This window comes from Serratia fonticola (assembly GCF_001006005.1).
Lineage (GTDB): Bacteria > Pseudomonadota > Gammaproteobacteria > Enterobacterales > Enterobacteriaceae > Chania > Chania fonticola.
Map to the genome: position 1 here is coordinate 2,185,354 of NZ_CP011254.1, position 19,637 is coordinate 2,204,990.

20 protein-coding genes are annotated in these 19,637 nt (G+C 54.9%); 17 read left to right on the forward strand and 3 right to left on the reverse strand.

Going from position 1 to position 19,637, the window contains the following annotated elements; genetic code table 11:
- Positions 1-255 precede the first annotated feature (255 nt).
- The 14 genes from udp to hemB all read left to right on the forward strand — a co-directional run bounded on the left by udp (position 256) and on the right by hemB (position 13,478).
- Positions 256-1,017 carry a uridine phosphorylase gene (gene udp / locus WN53_RS09680; RefSeq protein WP_024485456.1) on the forward strand — a complete coding sequence of 254 codons (762 nt, stop codon included), beginning with the start codon at positions 256-258 and terminating at the stop codon, positions 1,015-1,017.
- 159 nt (positions 1,018-1,176) lie between these two features.
- Positions 1,177-1,959, forward strand: coding sequence for a tyrosine-protein phosphatase (locus WN53_RS09685; RefSeq protein ID WP_024485457.1), 783 nt, complete (start codon positions 1,177-1,179; stop codon positions 1,957-1,959).
- 86 nt (positions 1,960-2,045) lie between these two features.
- Positions 2,046-2,576: a DedA family protein gene (locus WN53_RS09690; RefSeq protein ID WP_024485458.1), complete on the forward strand. Its 531-nt coding sequence runs from the start codon at positions 2,046-2,048 to the stop codon at positions 2,574-2,576.
- A gap of 284 nt (positions 2,577-2,860) precedes the next feature.
- Positions 2,861-3,649, forward strand: a complete 789-nt coding sequence (locus tag WN53_RS09695; protein ID WP_080660734.1) for a histidine phosphatase family protein — start codon at positions 2,861-2,863, stop codon at positions 3,647-3,649.
- Between the two features lie 108 nt (positions 3,650-3,757).
- On the forward strand, positions 3,758-5,071 hold the full coding sequence (locus tag WN53_RS09700) for an OprD family outer membrane porin (protein WP_024485460.1): 1,314 nt from the start codon (positions 3,758-3,760) through the stop codon (positions 5,069-5,071).
- Positions 5,072-5,217: 146 nt separating this feature from the next.
- Positions 5,218-6,765 carry a DNA recombination protein RmuC gene (gene rmuC / locus WN53_RS09705; protein ID WP_024485461.1) on the forward strand — a complete coding sequence of 516 codons (1,548 nt, stop codon included), beginning with the start codon at positions 5,218-5,220 and terminating at the stop codon, positions 6,763-6,765.
- Between the two features lie 78 nt (positions 6,766-6,843).
- Positions 6,844-7,599, forward strand: coding sequence for a bifunctional demethylmenaquinone methyltransferase/2-methoxy-6-polyprenyl-1,4-benzoquinol methylase UbiE (gene ubiE, locus WN53_RS09710; RefSeq protein WP_021181470.1), 756 nt, complete (start codon positions 6,844-6,846; stop codon positions 7,597-7,599).
- Between the two features lie 13 nt (positions 7,600-7,612).
- On the forward strand, positions 7,613-8,221 hold the full coding sequence (ubiJ, locus tag WN53_RS09715) for a ubiquinone biosynthesis protein UbiJ (RefSeq protein WP_024485462.1): 609 nt from the start codon (positions 7,613-7,615) through the stop codon (positions 8,219-8,221).
- Complete coding sequence (ubiB, locus tag WN53_RS09720; RefSeq protein ID WP_024485463.1) at positions 8,218-9,849, forward strand: ubiquinone biosynthesis regulatory protein kinase UbiB; 1,632 nt, start codon at positions 8,218-8,220, stop codon at positions 9,847-9,849. The genes ubiJ and ubiB overlap by 4 nt, the downstream gene beginning before the upstream one ends.
- Positions 9,850-9,989: 140 nt before the next feature.
- Positions 9,990-10,256, forward strand: coding sequence for a Sec-independent protein translocase subunit TatA (tatA, locus tag WN53_RS09725; protein WP_024485464.1), 267 nt, complete (start codon positions 9,990-9,992; stop codon positions 10,254-10,256).
- A gap of 3 nt (positions 10,257-10,259) precedes the next feature.
- Entirely contained in the window at positions 10,260-10,832 is a 573-nt protein-coding gene (gene tatB, locus WN53_RS09730; protein WP_024485465.1) for a Sec-independent protein translocase protein TatB, read from the forward strand.
- Positions 10,833-10,835: 3 nt separating this feature from the next.
- A complete protein-coding gene (gene tatC / locus WN53_RS09735; RefSeq protein WP_024485466.1) occupies positions 10,836-11,606 on the forward strand; it encodes a Sec-independent protein translocase subunit TatC in 771 nt (256 codons plus the stop codon).
- A 52-nt stretch (positions 11,607-11,658) separates the two neighbouring features.
- A complete protein-coding gene (gene tatD, locus WN53_RS09740; protein ID WP_024485467.1) occupies positions 11,659-12,441 on the forward strand; it encodes a 3'-5' ssDNA/RNA exonuclease TatD in 783 nt (260 codons plus the stop codon).
- A 14-nt stretch (positions 12,442-12,455) separates the two neighbouring features.
- Positions 12,456-13,478 carry a porphobilinogen synthase gene (gene hemB / locus WN53_RS09745; protein ID WP_024485468.1) on the forward strand — a complete coding sequence of 341 codons (1,023 nt, stop codon included), beginning with the start codon at positions 12,456-12,458 and terminating at the stop codon, positions 13,476-13,478.
- Between the two features lie 42 nt (positions 13,479-13,520).
- Here the strand turns inward: hemB and rfaH are convergent, their stop codons facing one another.
- Positions 13,521-14,009: a transcription/translation regulatory transformer protein RfaH gene (gene rfaH, locus WN53_RS09750; RefSeq protein ID WP_024485469.1), complete on the reverse strand. Its 489-nt coding sequence runs from the start codon at positions 14,007-14,009 to the stop codon at positions 13,521-13,523.
- Between the two features lie 232 nt (positions 14,010-14,241).
- On the opposite strand from rfaH, the gene pepE reads away from it, so the two are divergent.
- The 3 genes from pepE (at position 14,242) to fre (ending at position 17,407) form a co-directional block, all read left to right on the forward strand.
- Complete coding sequence (pepE, locus tag WN53_RS09755) at positions 14,242-14,967, forward strand: dipeptidase PepE (protein WP_024485470.1); 726 nt, start codon at positions 14,242-14,244, stop codon at positions 14,965-14,967.
- A 213-nt stretch (positions 14,968-15,180) separates the two neighbouring features.
- Positions 15,181-16,662, forward strand: coding sequence for a 4-hydroxy-3-polyprenylbenzoate decarboxylase (gene ubiD, locus WN53_RS09760; RefSeq protein ID WP_037412731.1), 1,482 nt, complete (start codon positions 15,181-15,183; stop codon positions 16,660-16,662).
- A gap of 43 nt (positions 16,663-16,705) precedes the next feature.
- Positions 16,706-17,407 carry an NAD(P)H-flavin reductase gene (gene fre, locus WN53_RS09765; protein WP_024485471.1) on the forward strand — a complete coding sequence of 234 codons (702 nt, stop codon included), beginning with the start codon at positions 16,706-16,708 and terminating at the stop codon, positions 17,405-17,407.
- A 384-nt stretch (positions 17,408-17,791) separates the two neighbouring features.
- Here the strand turns inward: fre and tnpA are convergent, their stop codons facing one another.
- Complete coding sequence (gene tnpA / locus WN53_RS09770; RefSeq protein ID WP_046808052.1) at positions 17,792-18,250, reverse strand: IS200/IS605 family transposase; 459 nt, start codon at positions 18,248-18,250, stop codon at positions 17,792-17,794.
- 223 nt (positions 18,251-18,473) lie between these two features.
- Positions 18,474-19,637, reverse strand: a complete 1,164-nt coding sequence (gene fadA, locus WN53_RS09775; RefSeq protein ID WP_021181458.1) for an acetyl-CoA C-acyltransferase FadA — start codon at positions 19,635-19,637, stop codon at positions 18,474-18,476.

Consider the following 19,637-nt stretch of genomic DNA (forward strand, 5'->3'; position numbering starts at 1 on the left):
AGGCAGATTAGCGCTTATTAGCACCGCATGGCGAATTTTCGCGCAGGATAGCAATGGCTGCTCAGGTAGCAAATTGGTATAAACTGAGTGGAGATTAAGCGTGCTAGGGTTCTTTATGTGATTTAAATCACAAAAATAATGTAGATGAATTTCTGTTTCTTTATTCAAAGTGATGATCATCACGAAATTTAATGACGATTGTCAGTAGAATCTCTGTTTGTTCCTCCCAAAAACCGTATCCATGAGGAGTCTCCCATGTCTCAGTCTGACGTTTTCCACCTCGGTCTCACTAAAAACGATCTGCAAGGCGCTACATTGGCCATCGTCCCTGGCGATCCGCAGCGTGTTGAGAAAATTGCCAAGCTGATGGAAAACCCGGTTCACCTGGCTTCCCACCGCGAATTTACCTCTTGGCGTGCAGAGCTGGATGGCAAGGCAGTGATCGTGTGCTCAACCGGTATCGGTGGCCCGTCTACCTCTATTGCCGTTGAAGAGTTGGCTCAGCTGGGCATCCGTACCTTCCTGCGTATCGGCACGACCGGTGCCATTCAGGCCAATATCAACGTGGGCGACGTGCTGGTGACAACTGCAGCTGTGCGCCTCGACGGTGCCAGCTTGCACTTTGCCCCAATGGAATTCCCGGCAGTGGCGGACTTTGCCTGTACCACTGCGCTGGTTGAAGCCGCCAAGGCCTGCGGTGCTACCACGCATATCGGCGTAACCGCCTCTTCCGATACCTTCTACCCAGGCCAGGAGCGTTACGACACCTATTCCGGCCGTGTAGTCAGCCGCTTTAAGGGCTCGATGGAAGAGTGGCAGTCAATGGGCGTGATGAACTATGAAATGGAATCCGCTACCCTGCTGACCATGTGCGCCAGCCAGGGCCTGCGTGCGGGAATGGTTGCCGGTGTGATCGTTAACCGCACCCAGCAAGAGATCCCGAATGCGGAAACCATGAAGAAGACCGAAAGCCAAGCGGTGCAAATCGTCGTCGAGGCAGCTCGCCGTCTGCTGTAATCCAAATCCTCGTTAAAAGCGGGCCGTTTGACGGCCCGTTTCTCCTTCTGTTACGGTTATCCCCCTCTGCGTCATGCTGCTGGCCTTCTGTTGTCTGTGTTTGCCGATTGCCGGCTGATGTGGCGGCATATCCCGAGACAATCAATGTAAGGACGTCTTATGACCGCTCAGATCCTGCTCCATCCTTCACTTGCGCCGTTAGACGGTGGCATCAACTTCCGCGATTTAGGCGGCAACAGCGTGGCCGATGGCCGCCGCATCAAACGCGGGCTGCTGTTTCGTTCCGGTGCACTGGATCGGTTGAGCGAAAACGACTGCAGCTACCTGGCTCAGATGCCAATGCGTTCGGTGCTGGATTACCGCGACTTCGACGAAGTGCAGGCCAAACCTGACGTGCTATGGTCGGGAGCCGACTATTACCACGTGCCGGCCAATCCGCTCAGCAGCGAAGTGAATGCCAACCTTGAAAAACTCACCGACGAAACGCTGGCCAAGTTTGATGCCCGGGTCTTTATGCTGGAGCTGTACCGCCGCCTGCCGTTCAATAACGCCGCCTATCGCCAACTGGCGCAACTGCTGGCTCAGCCTGAAGGTGGTGCGATTGTGCAGCACTGTGCGGTAGGTAAAGACCGTACCGGCGTTGGTTCGGCAATGGTGCTGCTGGCGCTGGGCGCGGATGAGGCTACGGTAATGGAAGATTATCTGCTGACGGAAACCACGCTGGCTAGCTACCGTGAACACATGCTGGAGCAGATCTCTAGCCGCCTGAACGATGCTTCGGTGGCGCAGTTTGCCTATGTGCTCAGCGCACGTGAAGAGTTCCTGGCGACTGCGTTGGGTTGCATTCATGAGCAATATGGCTCCACCAACCGTTGGTTGGAGGCCGAATATGGGCTGGGGCAAAGCCAGCTCGAGACGTTGCAGGCGCTCTATCTGGAATAACGGCGCCATGTTTAACCGGAGTTTAGCCAGTGAGGTAGGGTACTGCGTATCCTTGAGGCCGGATCCGTTCTCAAAAGGAGCAGGCTATGAACCTCAATGACGTGATTAACTGGGTTAGCGAAACAGTGCGCCAGCATGAAGCCTGGGCGATCCCGATCGTCTTCTTCCTGGCGTTTGGCGAGTCGCTGGCCTTCCTCTCGTTGTTGTTGCCTGCCACGGTTATTCTGCTAGGGCTGGGGGCGTTGATTGGCGAGAGCGGCATTGCCTTCTGGCCGATTTGGGCTGCCGCCGCTGCTGGTGCCTTCTTTGGTGACTGGCTCTCCTATTGGGTCGGTTATCACTATCAGGGGCGTGTAGCTCATATGTGGCCGCTGTCACGCAATCCACAACTGTTGGTGCGTGGTCATGCGTTTTTTGAGCGCTGGGGCGTGCTGGGTATCTTCTTTGGGCGCTTCTTCGGGCCGTTGCGCGCCGTGGTGCCGCTGGTAGGGGGCATCTGCGCCATGCCGCAAACCGCATTCCAGATTGCTAATGTGGCCTCGGCAATGGTCTGGGCCTTCGGCATCCTGGCACCAGGCGCCTTTGGTATCAAATGGTTTACCCAGTGGATGGCATGAACCGGTGCCTTGCAATAACCTCGTATTTTAATTATTCAGCGTCACAGTGAGAATTCGATCACGAATTTATCCTTATCTGGCGCTTTTTAATTCCCTTATTTTTTTAACAGTGTTACTTTCCCAATAAGTGGATTGTTACTGTGAATAAACAGGCAAAACCCAAACCCGTTGACGAACCAATGTCATGGGTTTGGGTTTTTTTTCGCCCTTATTTTGGCAAATGATCTGCCGATGATTAAAAAAATTAACCTATAGACGTTATTTTGTTCACTAAGGAAAAATTAATGAAAATTAAAACCTGGTTACTGGCCTCCGTACTTGCCGTTTCCTCTGCTGCGGCCTTCAACGTAACTGCCGCGCAAAGCGACAGCGTCGATATCTATTTTGCTCGCCACGGTAAAACTCTGCTCAATACCTACGATCGCGTGCAGGGCTGGGCTGACTCACCGCTGACACCGGCCGGGATCGAAACCGCGCGCTATCTGGGTGCCGGGTTGAAGGGGATCCCTTTCGATAGCTTCTACACCAGCGACGCTGGCCGCCAGCGTGAAACGATGCAGGTGATCCTCAAGGAAATGGGTAAGTCGGACGCCAAGGTCACGGAACTGACCGACCTGCGCGAAATGTTCTTCGGCGGTTTTGAAGGGCGCGCTAACGCAGAAATGGCCGACGCTGCTGCCAAGAAGCTGAGCCTGGCCTCTGGTGGCGAGATGTTCAAGCAAATGGGCGAAGGCAAGATCAGCCTGATCCCGATGGTGGATGCCATCACGCAAAGCGATGATAAGCAAGAGGCGGAAAGCGCGCTGCAGGTCAAAACCCGTATGCAACAAGCCTTGCATACCATGGTGCAGAATGCCGTAAAGAATGGGGATAAAAACATCCTGGCGGTCTCTTCCGGGCTCTCGATGCAGATGATGATTTCTGATATGACCGATAACCCGAACAAAAATAAGCCACTGACTAATGCGGCAGTCGTCAAGATGACTTATAAAGACGGAAAATATACCGTAACCGATATTGGCGATATGACTTATGTCGCTAAAGGGAAAGCGTTACTAAATAAAGCACCTTGATTATTACCCAATAAAAATAACTCACCCTTTTGGCTCGGGGATATTATCTGAGGCGATAGCATATCGCCTCGGCAGGGATTTTCTATACCTTTTTCGGGGATAACAATAATGAAACGTTCTGCTTTAAGCTGTCTGGTCGCTATTTCGCTATTCTCCACCGCGGCCCAGGCCAGCATTGATGACGTCCTGGATTCGCCCTTTTTCAGCGACAGCCATGCTGAACTGTCGCTGAAAAACTACTGGAAGTACCTCAAGGAAGATGCCGCCAACCCAAAAGAGGTGCATAACGCCTGGGGGCAAGGGCTGGCACTGGGCTATCAGTCCGGCTATCTGGCTGACTTTATCGGCGTTAATCTCGATTACTACAGCGCGGTAAAGCTGGGCGCCAGTGATTACTTCAATACTCGTGGGGTGCTATATAACAACGGTCCCGGCAACAGCAAAGAGAATGCTGCTGGCTACAGCAAGGTGGGCCAACGCTATATCAAGCTGAAAGGCGACGTGGGCGGCGCGGCGCTGAATGCGCAGGCGGGCTGGCAGGTATTGCGTAACTACGGCGTGATTTCCACCTCCACTCGCCTGTCGCCTACGACTTACCTGGGTTGGTCCGGTGGCGTGTCCGGTGCCGGGCTCTCTTTGCGCGGCGCGTATGTTGAACGTTCTATGGATCGTAACTCCCCTGACAGCCTGCGTTTGCAGACCAACGATGGCCGCTATATCAATCATCTTGCCAGCGCTGAATTGGGCTATGACAATAAGCAATTCAATGGGCAACTGGCCTATGGGGAATCTCAGGACTATTTACGCCGCCAGATCCTACGCGTGGGTTACAAAGCCAATGAAAAACTCAGCCTCGGCAGCCAGATTTACACCACTCAGGCGCTGGACGAGTACAAACAGATGGCGCTGAGCAAGCGCAACTTCGATCATAACGCCAACCATTTTGCGCTGGATGCCAAATGGCAGGAGCCGCTGTGGAGCGTCAAGGTCGGCATCGCCCATACGCGAGCACCGAAGGGGGACGGTCAGCTTGGCTTCTATCCCCGCCATATGTCCAAAAACTCACGCGGTACCTTTACCTCCATGGCCTATGCCGGTGAAGACTATATGCGCGATGGCGAAACCATGCTGGCCACCATGGCCGAATACCGCATCACGCCTGAGTTTACCGCCGGGCTGGCGGGCAACGTGGGCCAGTTCAGCTATCAAGGTGCCGCGGTGCGTACCGGTGAGATCAACGTCTTTGGCCGCTGGGCTCCCTCCCATCCCAAGCTGAAAAACCTGACGGTATTCGCCATGGCCGGGCCGGGCTGGTCTTATAAGAACAGCAATAAAACGCCGATACTGGTGGATGGGCATTCCCAGCTCTCCCACTCACTGTCCGGCGAGTTTATCGCCGAATATCGCTTCAAACTGTTTTAACCCGCCTTATCTGCACGGTAATGCCTTGGTTACCGTGCTCACTTCCACATAAAAACAGACTGGACATCCATACAGGCTCCCTTTAACGTGACAGGCAATGGGCGCAATACGCGCCGCAAGCGCATGCATGTATGACAGGAGGCAGGGTGGATACCAGTCTGATTTACGGTATTGGTGGTGTGGCGATAGGTTTACTGCTGGGGTGGCTGATCGCCAGCCTGCGTGCGCAGCAGCACGGTGCGCAACATGAAACCGACCTGCGTCTGCTTGAACAGTCTTTACAGCAGGCACAGCTTGAAACGGCCTCCCGCCAAGAGACGCTGCAAAGCCACGAACAACTGCTACGGCAAAACGATCTGGAACTGCGCACCCTGCATAGCCAACTGGCCGCCGGGCAGGAGAGGCTGCAACAGCTCAACCATTGGCGCAATGAATGTGAATTGCTGAACCAGGAGCTACGAGCGCAGCGGGAAGTCAACAGCGCTCAGGAAGCAGAACTGCGTGAGGTAACGATCCGCCTGGAAGAGACCCGGATGGCCGCAGAAGAGAAACAGCGGCTGTTGATCAGCAGTGAACAACGTTTGACCACCCAGTTTGAGAATCTGGCCAACCGCATTTTCGAAAACAGCGGCCGCAAGGTGGATGAGCAAAATAAGCAAAGCCTGGATCGCCTGTTGCTGCCGTTACGCGAGCAGTTGGACGGTTTCCGCCGTCAAGTACAGGATAGTTTTGGCCAGGAAGCACGCGAACGCCATACATTGACGCACGAAATCCGTAATCTGCAACAGTTGAATGCGCAAATGGCTCGCGAGGCGCTCAACCTGACCAAGGCACTAAAAGGCGATAACAAAACCCAGGGCAACTGGGGCGAGGTGGTGCTGAGCCGCGTGTTGGAAGCCTCTGGCCTACGCGAAGGGCATGAGTATGAGACACAGGTTAATGTGCGGCTGGATAGCCAAAGCCGTATGCAGCCAGACGTGATCGTACGTTTGCCACAGGGTAAAGACGTGGTGATCGACGCCAAAATGTCGCTGGTGGCCTATGAGCGTTATTTCAACAGTGAAGATGACTTCGAACGGGAAGCGGCGTTGACCGAACATATCACTTCGCTGCGCGGGCACATTCGCGTGTTGGGCCGAAAGGATTATCAACAGCTGCCTGGCCTGCGTTCGCTGGATTATGTGCTGATGTTTATCCCGGTGGAACCGGCCTTCCTGTTGGCCATCGATCGTGAGCCGGAGCTGATTAGCGAGGCATTGCAACATAACATCATGCTGGTCAGCCCAACCACCTTGCTGGTAGCGCTGCGTACCATTACCAACCTGTGGCGCTATGAGCATCAGAGCCAGAACGCCCAACGGATCGCCGATCGCGCCGCCCGGCTGTATGACAAGATGCGCCTGTTCGTAGACGATATGTCGGCCCTGGGGCAGAGCCTGGATAGGGCGCAGGGCAGTTATCACCAGGCGATGAATAAACTGAGCGAAGGCCGTGGTAATCTTATCGGCCGCATTGAGGGCTTCCGCGCGCTTGGGGTTGAAATTAAACGTCCCATCAACCCGCTTTTGGCGCAGCAGGCGTCGGAACAACAGGATGATGAGCTGCTCTCCGAGCCTGACGAGGATATCGCCTCGCTACCGGGGGAAGAGAACGATGATAGCAACGAAGAACCGCATCGCGCATCGCACGGATGATGCCGTTGCAAGGTGGGGTATTACGCGGCTTTCTGGTACACTCCACGACACTAAATTGACTGAATGGCAGGCAGGACAATGGCAGATCAAGCGCAGGAAACCACCGATTTTGGCTTTCGTACCGTAGCAAGAGACGAGAAGCAGGCCATGGTGGCTAACGTTTTTCACTCGGTAGCGGCAAAATATGACGTGATGAACGACCTGATGTCGTTTGGTATCCATCGTATCTGGAAGCGTTTTACCATCGATTGCAGCGGCGTGCGCCGCGGCCAGCGTGTGCTGGATCTGGCCGGTGGTACTGGCGATCTGGCTGCCAAGTTCTCCCGCATGGTGGGTGAGCAGGGGCAGGTGGTGCTGGCGGATATCAACGATTCCATGCTCAAGATGGGGCGCGAAAAGCTGCGTGACCACGGTATTGTTGGCAATATCAGCTACGTGCAGGCCAACGCCGAAGCGCTGCCGTTCCCAGATAATTATTTTGACTGCATCACCATCTCCTTTGGCCTGCGCAACGTCACCGATAAAGACAAAGCGCTGCGCTCGATGTTCCGCGTGCTGAAACCGGGTGGTCGCCTGTTGGTGCTGGAATTTTCCAAGCCGCTGCTGGAGCCGCTGAGCAAGGCTTACGACGCCTATTCCTTCCACGTGCTGCCAAAAATTGGTGAGCTGGTGGTGAAAGATCCGGACAGCTACCGCTATCTGGCAGAATCGATCCGCATGCACCCCGATCAGGAAACCCTGAAGGGTATGATGGCTGCGGCCGGTTTCGAGAACGTCAACTACTTCAACCTGACCGGCGGCATCGTGGCGCTGCACCGGGGCTTCAAGTTCTGATATGGAAATGCCGATGCTGCTAACCCCGTTACTGACCGGCGTGCTGGAAACCTCGCTCAATAGCCTGCTGTTTCGCGATCGCAGCATGAAAGCTGCCCGCCAACGGCTGGCGGGTAAAGTGTTACGTATCGAGCTACAGGAGCTCTCTTCGCCGTTGGTTCTGCTGTTCAGCGAACAGCGCGTGGATGTGCTCGGCCAATCAGAAGATAGTGCCGACTGTACGGTGCAAACCCGCGTACCGGTGCTGCTGAAATTGCGCGATCGTCAGCAACTTTCCCCGCTGATGCGTAGCGGCGAGCTGATTGTCGAAGGCGATATTCAGGTAGTGCAACAGCTGGTCGGTTTGCTCGATCTGGCAGAGTGGGATCCGGCGGAATGGCTGGCACCTTATGTGGGCGACATCGCCGCGCAAGGGGTTAGTCAGATCGTAGGTAAAGGTTTAGGCCTGCTGAAATCCGGTTTGCAGAGCCAGCAACGCTACGTGGCCGAAACGCTGACCGAAGAGTGGCGTATGGCTCCCGGCCCGCTTGAAGTGGTGTGGTTTAACGAAGAGGTTGATGCCACCGTTCGCAGTGTGGACGCACTGATTGCTCGTCTTGACAAGTTGGAGGGTAAGCGATGACCCCTGGCGAAATTTGCCGCCTGTATTTGATCGTGCGCGTTTTCCTGAGCTATGGACTGGATGAACTGATCCCCAAGATGCGCTTGACGCTGCCGCTGCGCATTGGCCGTCGCCTGCTGTTCTGGATGCCGAACCGCCATAAAAACCAGCCGTTGGGCGAACGCCTGCGCCTGGCGCTGCAAGAGCTGGGTCCGGTGTGGATCAAGTTCGGCCAGATGATGTCGACCCGCCGCGATCTGTTCCCACCCCATATTGCCGACCAACTGACGCTGTTGCAGGACCGAGTGGCACCGTTCGATGGTGCGCTGGCGCGTAAGCATATCGAGTTGGCGATGGGCGGCCCGCTGGAAACCTGGTTCGATGACTTTGACCAGCAGGCGCTGGCGTCGGCTTCGATTGCCCAGGTGCATACCGCCCGGTTGAAAACGACCGGCCAAGAGGTGGTGCTGAAGGTGATCCGCCCAGACATTGGGCCGATTATCAAAGCCGATGTGCGCCTGATGTATCGCCTGGCAGGCTGGGTACCCAAGCTGATGCCGGACGGTCGCCGTCTGCGCCCGCGCGAAGTGGTGCGTGAATATGAGAAAACCCTGCTCGATGAGCTGAACCTGCTGCGTGAAGCGGCCAACGCCATCCAACTGCGCCGTAACTTTGACGGTAGCCCGATGCTCTACGTGCCAGAGGTTTACTCCGATTACTGCCGTGAGAGCGTGTTGGTGATGGAGCGGATTTACGGCATCCCGGTGTCGGATATTGCGGCTCTGGAACAGCAGAACACCAATATGAAACTGCTGGCCGAGCGTGGCGTCCAGGTGTTCTTTACCCAGGTGTTCCGTGACAGCTTCTTCCATGCCGACATGCATCCAGGCAATATTTTCGTTAGCTATGAGCACCCGGAAGATCCGTGTTATATCGGCATCGACTGCGGTATCGTGGGTTCACTGAACAAAGACGACAAGCGCTATCTGGCGGAAAACTTTATCGCCTTCTTCAACCGCGACTACCGTAAGGTGGCGGAGCTGCACGTTGATTCTGGCTGGGTACCGCGTGATACCAACGTGGAAGATTTCGAGTTTGCCATCCGTACCGTCTGTGAGCCGATTTTTGAAAAACCGCTGGCGGAAATTTCGTTCGGCAACGTGCTGTTGAACCTGTTCAACACCGCACGCCGCTTCAATATGGAAGTGCAGCCGCAGCTGGTATTACTGCAAAAGACGCTGCTGTACGTTGAGGGCCTTGGCCGTCAGCTCTATCCGCAACTGGATCTGTGGACCACGGCGAAGCCGTTCCTGGAAAGCTGGCTGCGGGATCAGGTAGGCATTCCGGCGGTGATCCGCGCGCTGAAAGAAAAAGCGCCGTTTTGGGCCGAGAAACTGCCAGAGCTACCTGAATTGTTTTATGACAGTCTGCAACAGCATAAACTGTTGCAACAAAGCGTCGATAAATTGACCGGTCAGATGCAGGCGCAACGCGTTCGGCAAGGTCAATCACGGTATTTGTTCGGGGTTGGCGCTACACTGTTAGTCAGTGGTACGATTTTACTGCTGGGAGGCGTAGAGGTGTTCCCTGCCTGGATGATGGCCGCAGGCGTAGTGGCCTGGGTCGTCGGTTGGAAACGCACCGTCTGAATAAATTAACTATCAGGTTAAGCGTTGTCGCTGCAGCCCTGCAAAAACGGGGCATATCCAACACAAAGATGAAGGGTATATAATGCGGCAACTTGAAAGACAACGGGTATAGACCCTTTTTTAAACCAGAGGTAAGTACAATGGGCGGTATTAGTATTTGGCAATTGTTGATCATCGCGGTGATCGTGGTGCTGCTGTTTGGTACCAACAAACTGCGTACGCTGGGTTCCGATCTCGGTGCATCAATCAAGGGCTTCAAAAAAGCGATTGGCGACGACAACAGCGCGGCGCCAACCAACACGACTGAAAAAACCAACCACGATGCAGACTTTGCGGCCAAGCCTATCACCGATAAGCAGCCGGAAGTGAAAGCTGCGGAAGAGTCGAAGAACAAAGAGCAGGTATAAACCGTGTTTGACATTGGGTTTGGTGAACTGCTGCTGGTACTGGTGATTGGCCTGGTGGTACTTGGGCCAGAACGGTTACCAGTGGCGGTCAGAACCGTTGCGGGCTGGATCCGAGCGCTGCGCTCTCTGGCAGCTTCGGTGCAGAATGAGCTGACGCAGGAATTGAAGCTGCAAGAACTGCAGGAAAGCCTGAAGAAGGCAGAGAAAGCGGGCTTGCAGAATTTAACGCCGGAACTCAAAGCTTCAATGGATGAGCTGAAAGAGGCGGCTGAGTCGCTGAAACGTTCTTATCACGTCGATAAGGACGAGCCGCCGCATACCATTCACAATCCAGTGGTCACCGATCCTGAAGCTATTCACGACGGCGTGACTCCGGCGGAAGCGGCGACTACCGCTTCGGCACCTGTTGCCACACCGCAGCCCACCGAACCTGCGCCAGTCGTGCAAAGCGAGCCGGTGGTGCCCCCCGTGGCTCAGGCAACGGTCGTGGATCAGCAAATCCCTGCAAAGCAGGCCATCCCAGAGCCTGTGGCGGATAAATCCCCTGCGTCTCAACAACCTAGTGGCGAACGTTAAAACATGGCCGTTGAAGATACCCAACCGCTTATCAGTCATCTGATTGAACTGCGTAAGCGGCTGTTGAATTCGATCATCAGCGTGCTGGCGATCTTTATTGTGTTGGTGTTTTTCGCTAACGATATTTATCAGATCGTTTCTGCACCGCTGATCGATCAGTTGCCTGCTGGGGCGAGCATGATCGCCACCGACGTGGCTTCACCCTTCTTTGCTCCGATCAAGTTGACGATGATGGTTTCGGTGATCGTTGCCGCGCCTTTCATTCTCTATCAGGTCTGGGCCTTTATCGCTCCTGCGCTGTACCAGCATGAACGCCGCCTGATGATGCCGTTGCTGGTCTCCAGCAGCCTGTTGTTCTATCTGGGGATGGCGTTTGCCTACTTTATCGTGTTCCCGCTGGCCTTTGGCTTTTTTGCCAAAACTGCACCCATCGGCGTCACGATTGCGACCGATATCAGCAACTACCTGAGTTTCGTCATGGCGCTGTTTATGGCGTTTGGCGTGGCTTTTGAAGTGCCGGTTGCCATTATTCTGCTGTGCTGGAGCGGTGTTACTACGCCAGATGACCTGCGTAAGAAACGCCCGTATGTGCTGGTTGGTGCTTTCGTGGTCGGCATGCTGTTGACGCCGCCGGACGTGTTCTCGCAAACCCTGTTGGCGATCCCGATGTACCTGCTGTTTGAGGTCGGGGTATTCTTCGCCCGTTTCTATGTCGGGAAGCGGCGCAAGCCGGTAGAGGAAGAAGAGGAAGGCGAAGAGCCACCAGCCTCCTGATACTCGTCTGTCCCTAAGCCGCCCATCGGGCGGCTTTTGCTTTGGAAAAACCATGTTTGATATTGGCGTCAACCTTACCAGCTCCCAATTTGCCAAAGATGCCACACAGGTGGTTGAGCGAGCCAAAACCGCAGGCGTGACGGGGATGCTGATCACCGGCACCAACGCACAGCAAAGCGAGGCGGCCAGCCACCTGGCCCGTGCGCATAGTGGCTATTGCTGGTCTACGGCTGGCGTGCATCCGCATGATGCCAGCAGTTGGAACGATGAGGTCGCACAGCACATTCACCGGTTGGCATCGCAGCCCTTCGTGGCAGCCATTGGCGAATGTGGGCTGGACTTTAACCGCAACTTTTCTACTCCGGCACAGCAGGAACTGGCTTTCAACGCTCAACTGGCATTGGCCGCCGAGCTCAATATGCCGGTATTCCTGCATTGTCGCGACGCACACGCACGTTTTGTTGCACTGCTGACCCCTTGGTTGGATAAACTGCCCGCCGCAGTCGTGCATTGCTTCACCGGCAGCGCCGAAGAGTTACAAGACTGCCTGGCGCTGGGGCTGTCGATTGGTATCACCGGTTGGGTTTGTGATGAGCGCCGGGGTTTGGAACTGCGTGCCTTGTTACCCCAAATCCCGGCCGAACGCCTGCTGCTGGAAACCGATGCCCCCTATTTGTTGCCCCGGGATTTACACCCGAAACCTGCATCTCGCCGCAACGAACCCTGTTTTCTGCCCCATATCATTCGGCAGGTTGCGACCTGGCGCGAAGAAGATCCCGCGTGGCTGGGCCAGAAAACTGATGAGAATGCCCGCCGGTTATTCCGGCTGGTCTGAGTTAGGAGAAAATTATGAGCTATGCATTTCCGGGCACCTTCCCTGGTCGCCGTATGCGCCGTGTGCGCCGTCATGACTTCAGCCGCCGTCTGGTTGCCGAGAATCAGGTAACGGTCAATGACCTGATCTACCCGGTCTTTGTTATGGAAGGCAGCAACCGCCAGGAAGCCGTTTCCTCGATGCCTGGCGTATCGCGCATGAGCATCGATCTGCTGATCAAAGAGGCAGAAGCTATTGCCAAGCTCGGCGTGCCGGTGATCTCTCTGTTCCCGGTGATTGAGTCTGGCCTGAAGTCGCTACATGCCGAGGAAGCCTACAACCCGGATGGTTTGGTGCAGCGTACCGTGCGTGCGTTGAAAGATGCCGTGCCGGAACTGGGGATCCTGACCGATGTGGCGCTCGACCCGTATACGACCCATGGGCAGGACGGTGTGATCGACGAGCATGGCTACGTGATCAACGACATCAGCAAAGAAATTCTGGTTCGCCAGGCGCTATCTCATGCAGAAGCCGGTGCCGAAATCGTGGCTCCCAGCGATATGATGGATGGCCGCATCGGCGCTATCCGCGATCAACTCGAGCTGCAAGGCCTGGTGAATACCCAGATCATGGCGTATTCCGCCAAATATGCCTCATGCTATTACGGCCCGTTCCGTGATGCGCTCGGCTCCACCGGTAACCTGAAAGGCGGCAACAAGAAAACCTATCAGATGGATCCGGCCAACGGCGACGAAGCCCTGCAAGAGATTGCTCAGGATCTGCAGGAAGGCGCGGATATGGTGATGGTGAAGCCGGGGATGCCGTATCTGGACGTGGTGCGTCGTGTCAAAGATACCTTCGGGGTGCCGACCTTCGCCTATCAGGTATCGGGCGAATATGCGATGCATATGGCGGCGATCCAGAACGGCTGGCTGCAGGAGCAACCGGCGGTGATGGAATCCTTGCTGTGCTTTAAGCGTGCCGGGGCTGATGGTGTGCTGACCTACTTCGCCAAGCGTGTTGCCCAGTGGCTGCATGATGATGCGATGCGCCGTTAATCGGTAGCAGACAAAACAGGCACCCAAGGGTGCCTGTTTGCATTAAAGTTTTTGGAACTGCCGGTTATCGATGCTCTGATTAATCTGCTTGTTGATCAGATTCAGCAGCAGCATTGAGCGGGCTTCACCGTCAGGTTCGGTGTAGATCGCATGTAGGCCCTCGAACACGCCATCGGTGATCAACACCGTATCGCCCGGCTGCGGGGTCTCTGGATCCACATAGAATTCTTCGCTATGTGTCTGGAGTTCTTCGATAACCTGTAAAGGTATCTGGGTCGGTAAGGCTCCAAATCGCACAAAGTGGCTGACACCACGGGTTGCACTGATCGTAGTGGTGTGAATACGTTCCGGATCGAATTCAACAAACAGGTAGTTGGGAAATAGCGGTTCGCTAACGGCGGTACGCTTGCCACGCACGATTTTCTCCAACGTAATAATTGGGCTCAGGCAGTTGACGGCTTGCCTCACCAGGTGTTCCTGGGCCCGTAAGAGTTGGCCGCGCTTACAATAAAGTAAATACCAAGATTCCATAGTTTCACATGCCTTTCTGTCAGCCGCTAAGCATACCAAAAGCCACCGCGGATACCTAGTGACGCAAGTATCCATCTGTTGCCATTAGTGACTGCAATCCCCCGTAGCCCGCGTAAAGTCACACACTTGATTACCCAGTTCAGGTATAACCATAGGTTCAAAATTTGCGACTGTCACAGAGGCCTGATGCTCAATGTGACGTCTTTAATCATTTTTGCACTGAGGGAGAGACATGGAGCTATTTTTGCTAAGTAACGGCAAGCTTTCCGGCGAAGCTGAGCTGCTCGGTTATGCCAAGAGCCAGCTGTTGGCCATGATTGAACGCCGTAACATCACGTCAGCCGTATTTATTCCTTATGCCATGATCCGCGGTGATTACGACCAGCGTGCGGGGGAACTGTCGCAGACGTTGGGTATCAAGGTTACCAGCATCCACCATGCCGAGTCTCCGGCAGAGGCGATCGCACAGGCCGAGTGTATTTTGGTCAGCGGCGGCAATACCTGGATGCTGAACCAGATGCTGCATGAAAATGGCCTGATAGTGCCAATCCAACGTGCGGTGCGTGAGCGCGAAGTACCTTATGTGGGTTGGAGCGCTGGCTGCAACGTGGCGACGCCGAGCATCCGTACCACCAACGATATGCCGGTACGCAACAGCGTCGTGTTGCCTGCGCTGGGGCTGTTCCCGGTACAGATCAACCCACATTACATCGATGCCCATATCAGCGGCCACATGGGGGAAACCCGTGATGAGCGCCTGGCAGAGTTCTGTGCGGTGAACCCAAGCGAGTCGGTTGTCGCACTGCGTGAAGGCAGCCTGCTACACGTCTGCGGCAACGATCTGCGCTACTTCAGCGCCAGGGAGCAGGGTTTTAAAGTGTTCCGCCACGGAGTAGAGATACAGGAATATCATGATACTTTGGCGCTGCGCTCGTTGGTGCCGTTCATCTGCCATTGATAAACCGAAGGGGGCGCAGCATGCGGCGCCCCTAGAGATTCAGCATTGTGATGACAACCCAAACCAGTAGCGCTAATGTGGGCAGATTGGCTAGAATTTGTTAATCTATCTCTTTGCTGTGAAACGCCTTAAAATCAGCCAGTTAATTAAACGTCGAACCACCTTGATATTTTCCGAGTTCGTCGTTTAAATCTTCTATAAATCAATGGTGTAATGGCTTGCATGAAATACCGTGACCTACGCGATTTCCTCTCGTTGCTGGAAAAGAGAGGGGAACTAAAACGCATCAGCCAGCCGATTGATCCCTATCTGGAAATGACAGAAATTGCCGATCGTACGCTGCGAGCAGGCGGCCCGGCATTGCTGTTCGAAAACCCGAAAGGCTACGATATGCCGGTGCTCTGTAACCTGTTCGGCACGCCCAAGCGGGTGGCGATGGGGATGGGGCAGGAAGACGTCAGTGCGCTGCGCGAAGTGGGCAAGCTGTTGGCGTTCCTCAAAGAGCCGGAGCCACCGAAGGGCTTTCGCGATCTGTTCGACAAGGTCCCCAAATTCAAGCAAGTGCTGAATATGCCGACCAAGGTGCTGGGCTCTGCCCCGTGCCAGGAACAGGTGTGGCAAGGGGAAGATGTCGATCTTGGCCGTATTCCGGTGATGCACTGCTGGCCGGAAGATGCCGCACCGCTGGTCACCTGGGGGCTGACGGTTACCCGTGGCCCGCATAAAGAACGACAGAATCTGGGGATCTATCGCCAGCAGGTGTTGGGCAAGAACAAGCTGATTATGCGCTGGCTCTCGCATCGTGGCGGCGCACTGGATTATCAGGAGTGGTGTCAGGAACATCCTGGTGAACGTTTCCCGGTTGCCGTTGCGCTGGGGGCCGATCCTGCCACCATTTTGGGCGCGGTGACGCCGGTGCCGGATAATCTGTCTGAATATGCCTTTGCCGGGCTGTTGCGCGGCAACAAGACCGAAGTGGTCAAATGTCTGTCCTGCGATCTCGAAGTTCCCGCCAGCGCGGAAATTGTGCTGGAAGGCTATATCGAGCAAGGGGAACTGGCGCCGGAAGGCCCGTATGGCGATCACACCGGTTACTATAACGAGATCGACCACTTCCCCGTCTTTACCGTGACCCATATTACCCAACGGCGCAACGCGATTTATCACTCGACCTATACCGGTCGCCCGCCGGATGAACCAGCGGTGATGGGAGTGGCGCTGAACGAAGTGTTCGTGCCGATCCTGCAAAAACAATTCCCGGAAATCGTCGATTTCTACCTGCCGCCGGAAGGGTGTTCCTATCGCCTGGCGGTGGTGACCATCAAAAAACAGTACGCAGGGCACGCCAAACGCGTAATGATGGGGGTCTGGTCTTTCCTACGCCAATTTATGTATACCAAGTTTGTCATCGTTTGCGATGACGACGTGAATGCGCGTGACTGGAATGACGTGATTTGGGCGATCACTACCCGAATGGATCCGGCAAGGGATACCGTTTTAGTGGAGAATACGCCGATTGATTATCTGGACTTCGCCTCGCCGATTTCCGGGCTGGGATCGAAGATGGGCCTGGATGCCACCAATAAATGGCCGGGAGAAACCCAACGAGAGTGGGGCCGTCCGATCAAGATGGATGAGAAGGTGCGTGCGCGCATCGATGACATCTGGGATGAGCTCGCCATATTAAGTGATTAGAGCCGACGCTTTAAGCGCCAGTGATGACCCGACAGAGGAACGCATGACAATCCTGAGCTGTAAAGTGACCTCCGTAGAGGCCATTACCGATACCGTTTATCGGGTACGTTTGGTGCCAGAGGCACCGTTTTCGTTCAAAGCAGGGCAATACCTGATGGTAGTGATGGATGAGCGTGATAAACGCCCGTTCTCTGTGGCTTCGACGCCAGCACAGCAAGATTATATCGAGCTGCATATTGGCGCTTCTGAACTGAACCTGTATGCCATGGCGGTGATGGATCGGGTGCTGAAAGAGCAGGCCATCACCGTGGATATTCCGCATGGTGAAGCCTGGCTGCGTGAAGAGGGCGAGCGCCCGCTGGTGTTGATTGCCGGTGGTACCGGGTTCTCTTACGCGCGCTCGATTTTGCTGACGGCGCTGGAACAGCAACCCAATCGCGATATCTCAATCTACTGGGGTGGCCGTGAGCTGAAGCATCTTTATGATCTCAGCGAACTGGAGGCGATTTCACTGCAATACCCAAATCTGAAGGTCATCCCGGTAGTTGAACAGCCGGAAGAGGACTGGCGTGGCCGCAGCGGCACGGTGCTGAGCGCCGTGTTACAGGATTTTGGCTCGCTGGCGGAGCATGATATCTATATCGCAGGGCGTTTCGAGATGGCGAAAATTGCCCGTGAGCGTTTCTGTGCCGAGCGTGGCGCACTGGAAGCGCACATGTTTGGCGATGCTTTCGCGTTCATCTGATATACCCGTCGTCTTTCAAGCTGCAGCGTTGTTACCTGCGCTTAGTTATTCGACCCGTCCATGGGCCTCACCCCTTACGGGGCCGCTGGATACAGCGTTCAAATCTGTTCCTGACAGATTTGTCACCCCAGTCACTTACCCAAAAGTAAGCCCCTGGGGATGAGTAAGCTTGTCGCCTAGCCGCAGCTTGAAATCCATAGGGTATAAAATGTCGATTAGTACAAGCGGGGTGGCCAGGTGCTGCCCCGTTTTTATTGGTGCCGAATTCCAGGCATAAATAAATATCCTCCGGCATAGCCGGAGGTTTTTCATATGCGCCTATAAGGCTCTCTTGCCAGCCGCGCCCTAACAGGCGCATCGCGATCTGACATTTGCATCTATGGATTACTTACGGCCCGTAAACGGGCTACCCGGATAGGGGATCGACAACTGCTCACCCATCTTATCCTCTTCCAGTTGGTGCTTTATGTATTCTTGTATCCTGGTTGTATTTTTACCAACCGTATCAACGTAATACCCTCGACACCAAAACTCCCTGTTACGATATTTGAACTTCAAATCGCCAAACTGCTCATAAAGCATCAGGCTGCTCTTTCCCTTCAGATATCCCATAAAACCCGACACACTCATCTTGGGTGGGATTTCCAGAAGCATATGGATGTGATCCACACAGCATTCCGCCTCCACAATATTCACGTTCTTCCATTCGCACAGCTTTCTTAAGATGCTGCCAATCGCTTTGCGTTTTTCCCCGTAGAACACCTGTCTTCGGTACTTCGGCGCAAATACTATGTGATATTTACAGTTCCATCGCGTGTGCGCTAAGCTCTTTTCGTCCCTCATTGGGACCCCCTTTTGATTTCTTGTTGAACGTTTGCAGTTGCCAGACCGCAAACTGTTTTAACAAATCAAAAGGGGTTTTTATAACTGGTTCAAAGCTGAAAGCTTTACGGAACCTCCAGCCTAGCTGGAGGTTTTCTGTGCACAAAAAACCCGCCCCTGACAGGCGGGAAGTACGGCAACAAAACCTTTGGGATGCCCTTTTGGGGCATCCAATCAGACACAGCTAAACGCGTTCAAATACCGTGGCAATCCCCTGACCCAGGCCGATACACATGGTGGCCAGACCAAACTGCACGTCACGGCGTTCCATATTATTCAGCAGGGTGGTGGAGATACGAGAGCCGGAGCAGCCTAATGGGTGACCCAGGGCAATCGCACCGCCGTTGAGGTTGATCTTATCGTCCATGCTTTCCAGCAGCCCCAGATCTTTAATGCAGGGCAGCGACTGGGCGGCAAAGGCCTCATTCAATTCAAACAGATCGATATCCTGCACGCTCAGACCGGCGCGTTTAAGCGCGAGTTTGCTGGCAGGCACCGGACCATAGCCCATGATCGAAGGATCGCATCCCACGACCGCCATTGAGCGAATACGGGCACGAGCCTTCAGGCCGAGCGACTTGGCGCGGGACTCGCTCATGATCAACATGGCGGAAGCGCCGTCAGACAGTGCGGAAGATGTACCTGCGGTGACGGTGCCGTTGACCGGGTCAAACGCCGGGCGCAATGCCGCCAGGCTGGCAACGGTGGTTTCCGGGCGGATCACTTCATCATAATCGTAACGAGTCAGTACGCCGTCGGCGTCATGGCCAGTGGTGGGGATAATTTCGTTCTTGAAATAGCCGGCCAACGTAGCGGCATGGGCACGTTGGTGGGAGCGGGCTGCAAATTCATCCTGCATTTCGCGGCTGATATTATGCATTTTGGCCAGCATTTCTGCGGTCAGGCCCATCATCCCGGCCGCTTTTGCCACGGTGCGGCTCAGGCCTGGATGGAAGTCTACGCCGTGGTTCATCGGGACGTGGCCCATATGTTCCACACCGCCAATCAGGCTGACCTGCGCGTCACCTACCATGATTGCGCGGGCTGCGTCGTGCAAGGCCTGCATCGAAGAACCACACAGGCGGTTCACCGTTACCGCTGGCACACGATGTGGGATCTCGGCCAGCAGCGCGGCGTTACGGGCGATGTTGAAGCCTTGTTCCAGCGTCTGCTGCACGCAGCCCCAATAAATATCATCAATTTCAGCGGCATTCAGCGCCGGGTTACGGCTCAGCACGGCACGCATCAGATGAGCGGAAAGATCTTCCGCGCGAACCTGGCGGAAAGCGCCGCCTTTTGAGCGGCCCATTGGCGTACGTACGGCATCAACAATAACTACGTTTTCCAT

What these genes read in the sequence shown, in the direction of transcription:
- tatD (WP_024485467.1), top strand. Translation starts at nt 11,659, where the DNA reads ATGTTTGATATTGGCGTCAACCTTACCAGCTCCCAATTTGCCAAAGAT.
- WN53_RS09700 (WP_024485460.1), top strand. Translation starts at nt 3,758, where the DNA reads ATGAAACGTTCTGCTTTAAGCTGTCTGGTCGCTATTTCGCTATTCTCC.
- hemB (WP_024485468.1), top strand. Translation starts at nt 12,456, where the DNA reads ATGAGCTATGCATTTCCGGGCACCTTCCCTGGTCGCCGTATGCGCCGT.
- WN53_RS09690 (WP_024485458.1), top strand. Translation starts at nt 2,046, where the DNA reads ATGAACCTCAATGACGTGATTAACTGGGTTAGCGAAACAGTGCGCCAG.
- ubiB (WP_024485463.1), top strand. Translation starts at nt 8,218, where the DNA reads ATGACCCCTGGCGAAATTTGCCGCCTGTATTTGATCGTGCGCGTTTTC.
- WN53_RS09695 (WP_080660734.1), top strand. Translation starts at nt 2,861, where the DNA reads ATGAAAATTAAAACCTGGTTACTGGCCTCCGTACTTGCCGTTTCCTCT.
- ubiD (WP_037412731.1), top strand. Translation starts at nt 15,181, where the DNA reads ATGGCTTGCATGAAATACCGTGACCTACGCGATTTCCTCTCGTTGCTG.
- fre (WP_024485471.1), top strand. Translation starts at nt 16,706, where the DNA reads ATGACAATCCTGAGCTGTAAAGTGACCTCCGTAGAGGCCATTACCGAT.
- WN53_RS09685 (WP_024485457.1), top strand. Translation starts at nt 1,177, where the DNA reads ATGACCGCTCAGATCCTGCTCCATCCTTCACTTGCGCCGTTAGACGGT.
- pepE (WP_024485470.1), top strand. Translation starts at nt 14,242, where the DNA reads ATGGAGCTATTTTTGCTAAGTAACGGCAAGCTTTCCGGCGAAGCTGAG.
- rfaH (WP_024485469.1), bottom strand. Translation starts at nt 14,009, where the DNA reads ATGGAATCTTGGTATTTACTTTATTGTAAGCGCGGCCAACTCTTACGG.
- tatA (WP_024485464.1), top strand. Translation starts at nt 9,990, where the DNA reads ATGGGCGGTATTAGTATTTGGCAATTGTTGATCATCGCGGTGATCGTG.
- tnpA (WP_046808052.1), bottom strand. Translation starts at nt 18,250, where the DNA reads ATGAGGGACGAAAAGAGCTTAGCGCACACGCGATGGAACTGTAAATAT.
- fadA (WP_021181458.1), bottom strand. Translation starts at nt 19,637, where the DNA reads ATGGAAAACGTAGTTATTGTTGATGCCGTACGTACGCCAATGGGCCGC.
- udp (WP_024485456.1), top strand. Translation starts at nt 256, where the DNA reads ATGTCTCAGTCTGACGTTTTCCACCTCGGTCTCACTAAAAACGATCTG.
- ubiE (WP_021181470.1), top strand. Translation starts at nt 6,844, where the DNA reads ATGGCAGATCAAGCGCAGGAAACCACCGATTTTGGCTTTCGTACCGTA.
- ubiJ (WP_024485462.1), top strand. Translation starts at nt 7,613, where the DNA reads ATGCTGCTAACCCCGTTACTGACCGGCGTGCTGGAAACCTCGCTCAAT.
- tatC (WP_024485466.1), top strand. Translation starts at nt 10,836, where the DNA reads ATGGCCGTTGAAGATACCCAACCGCTTATCAGTCATCTGATTGAACTG.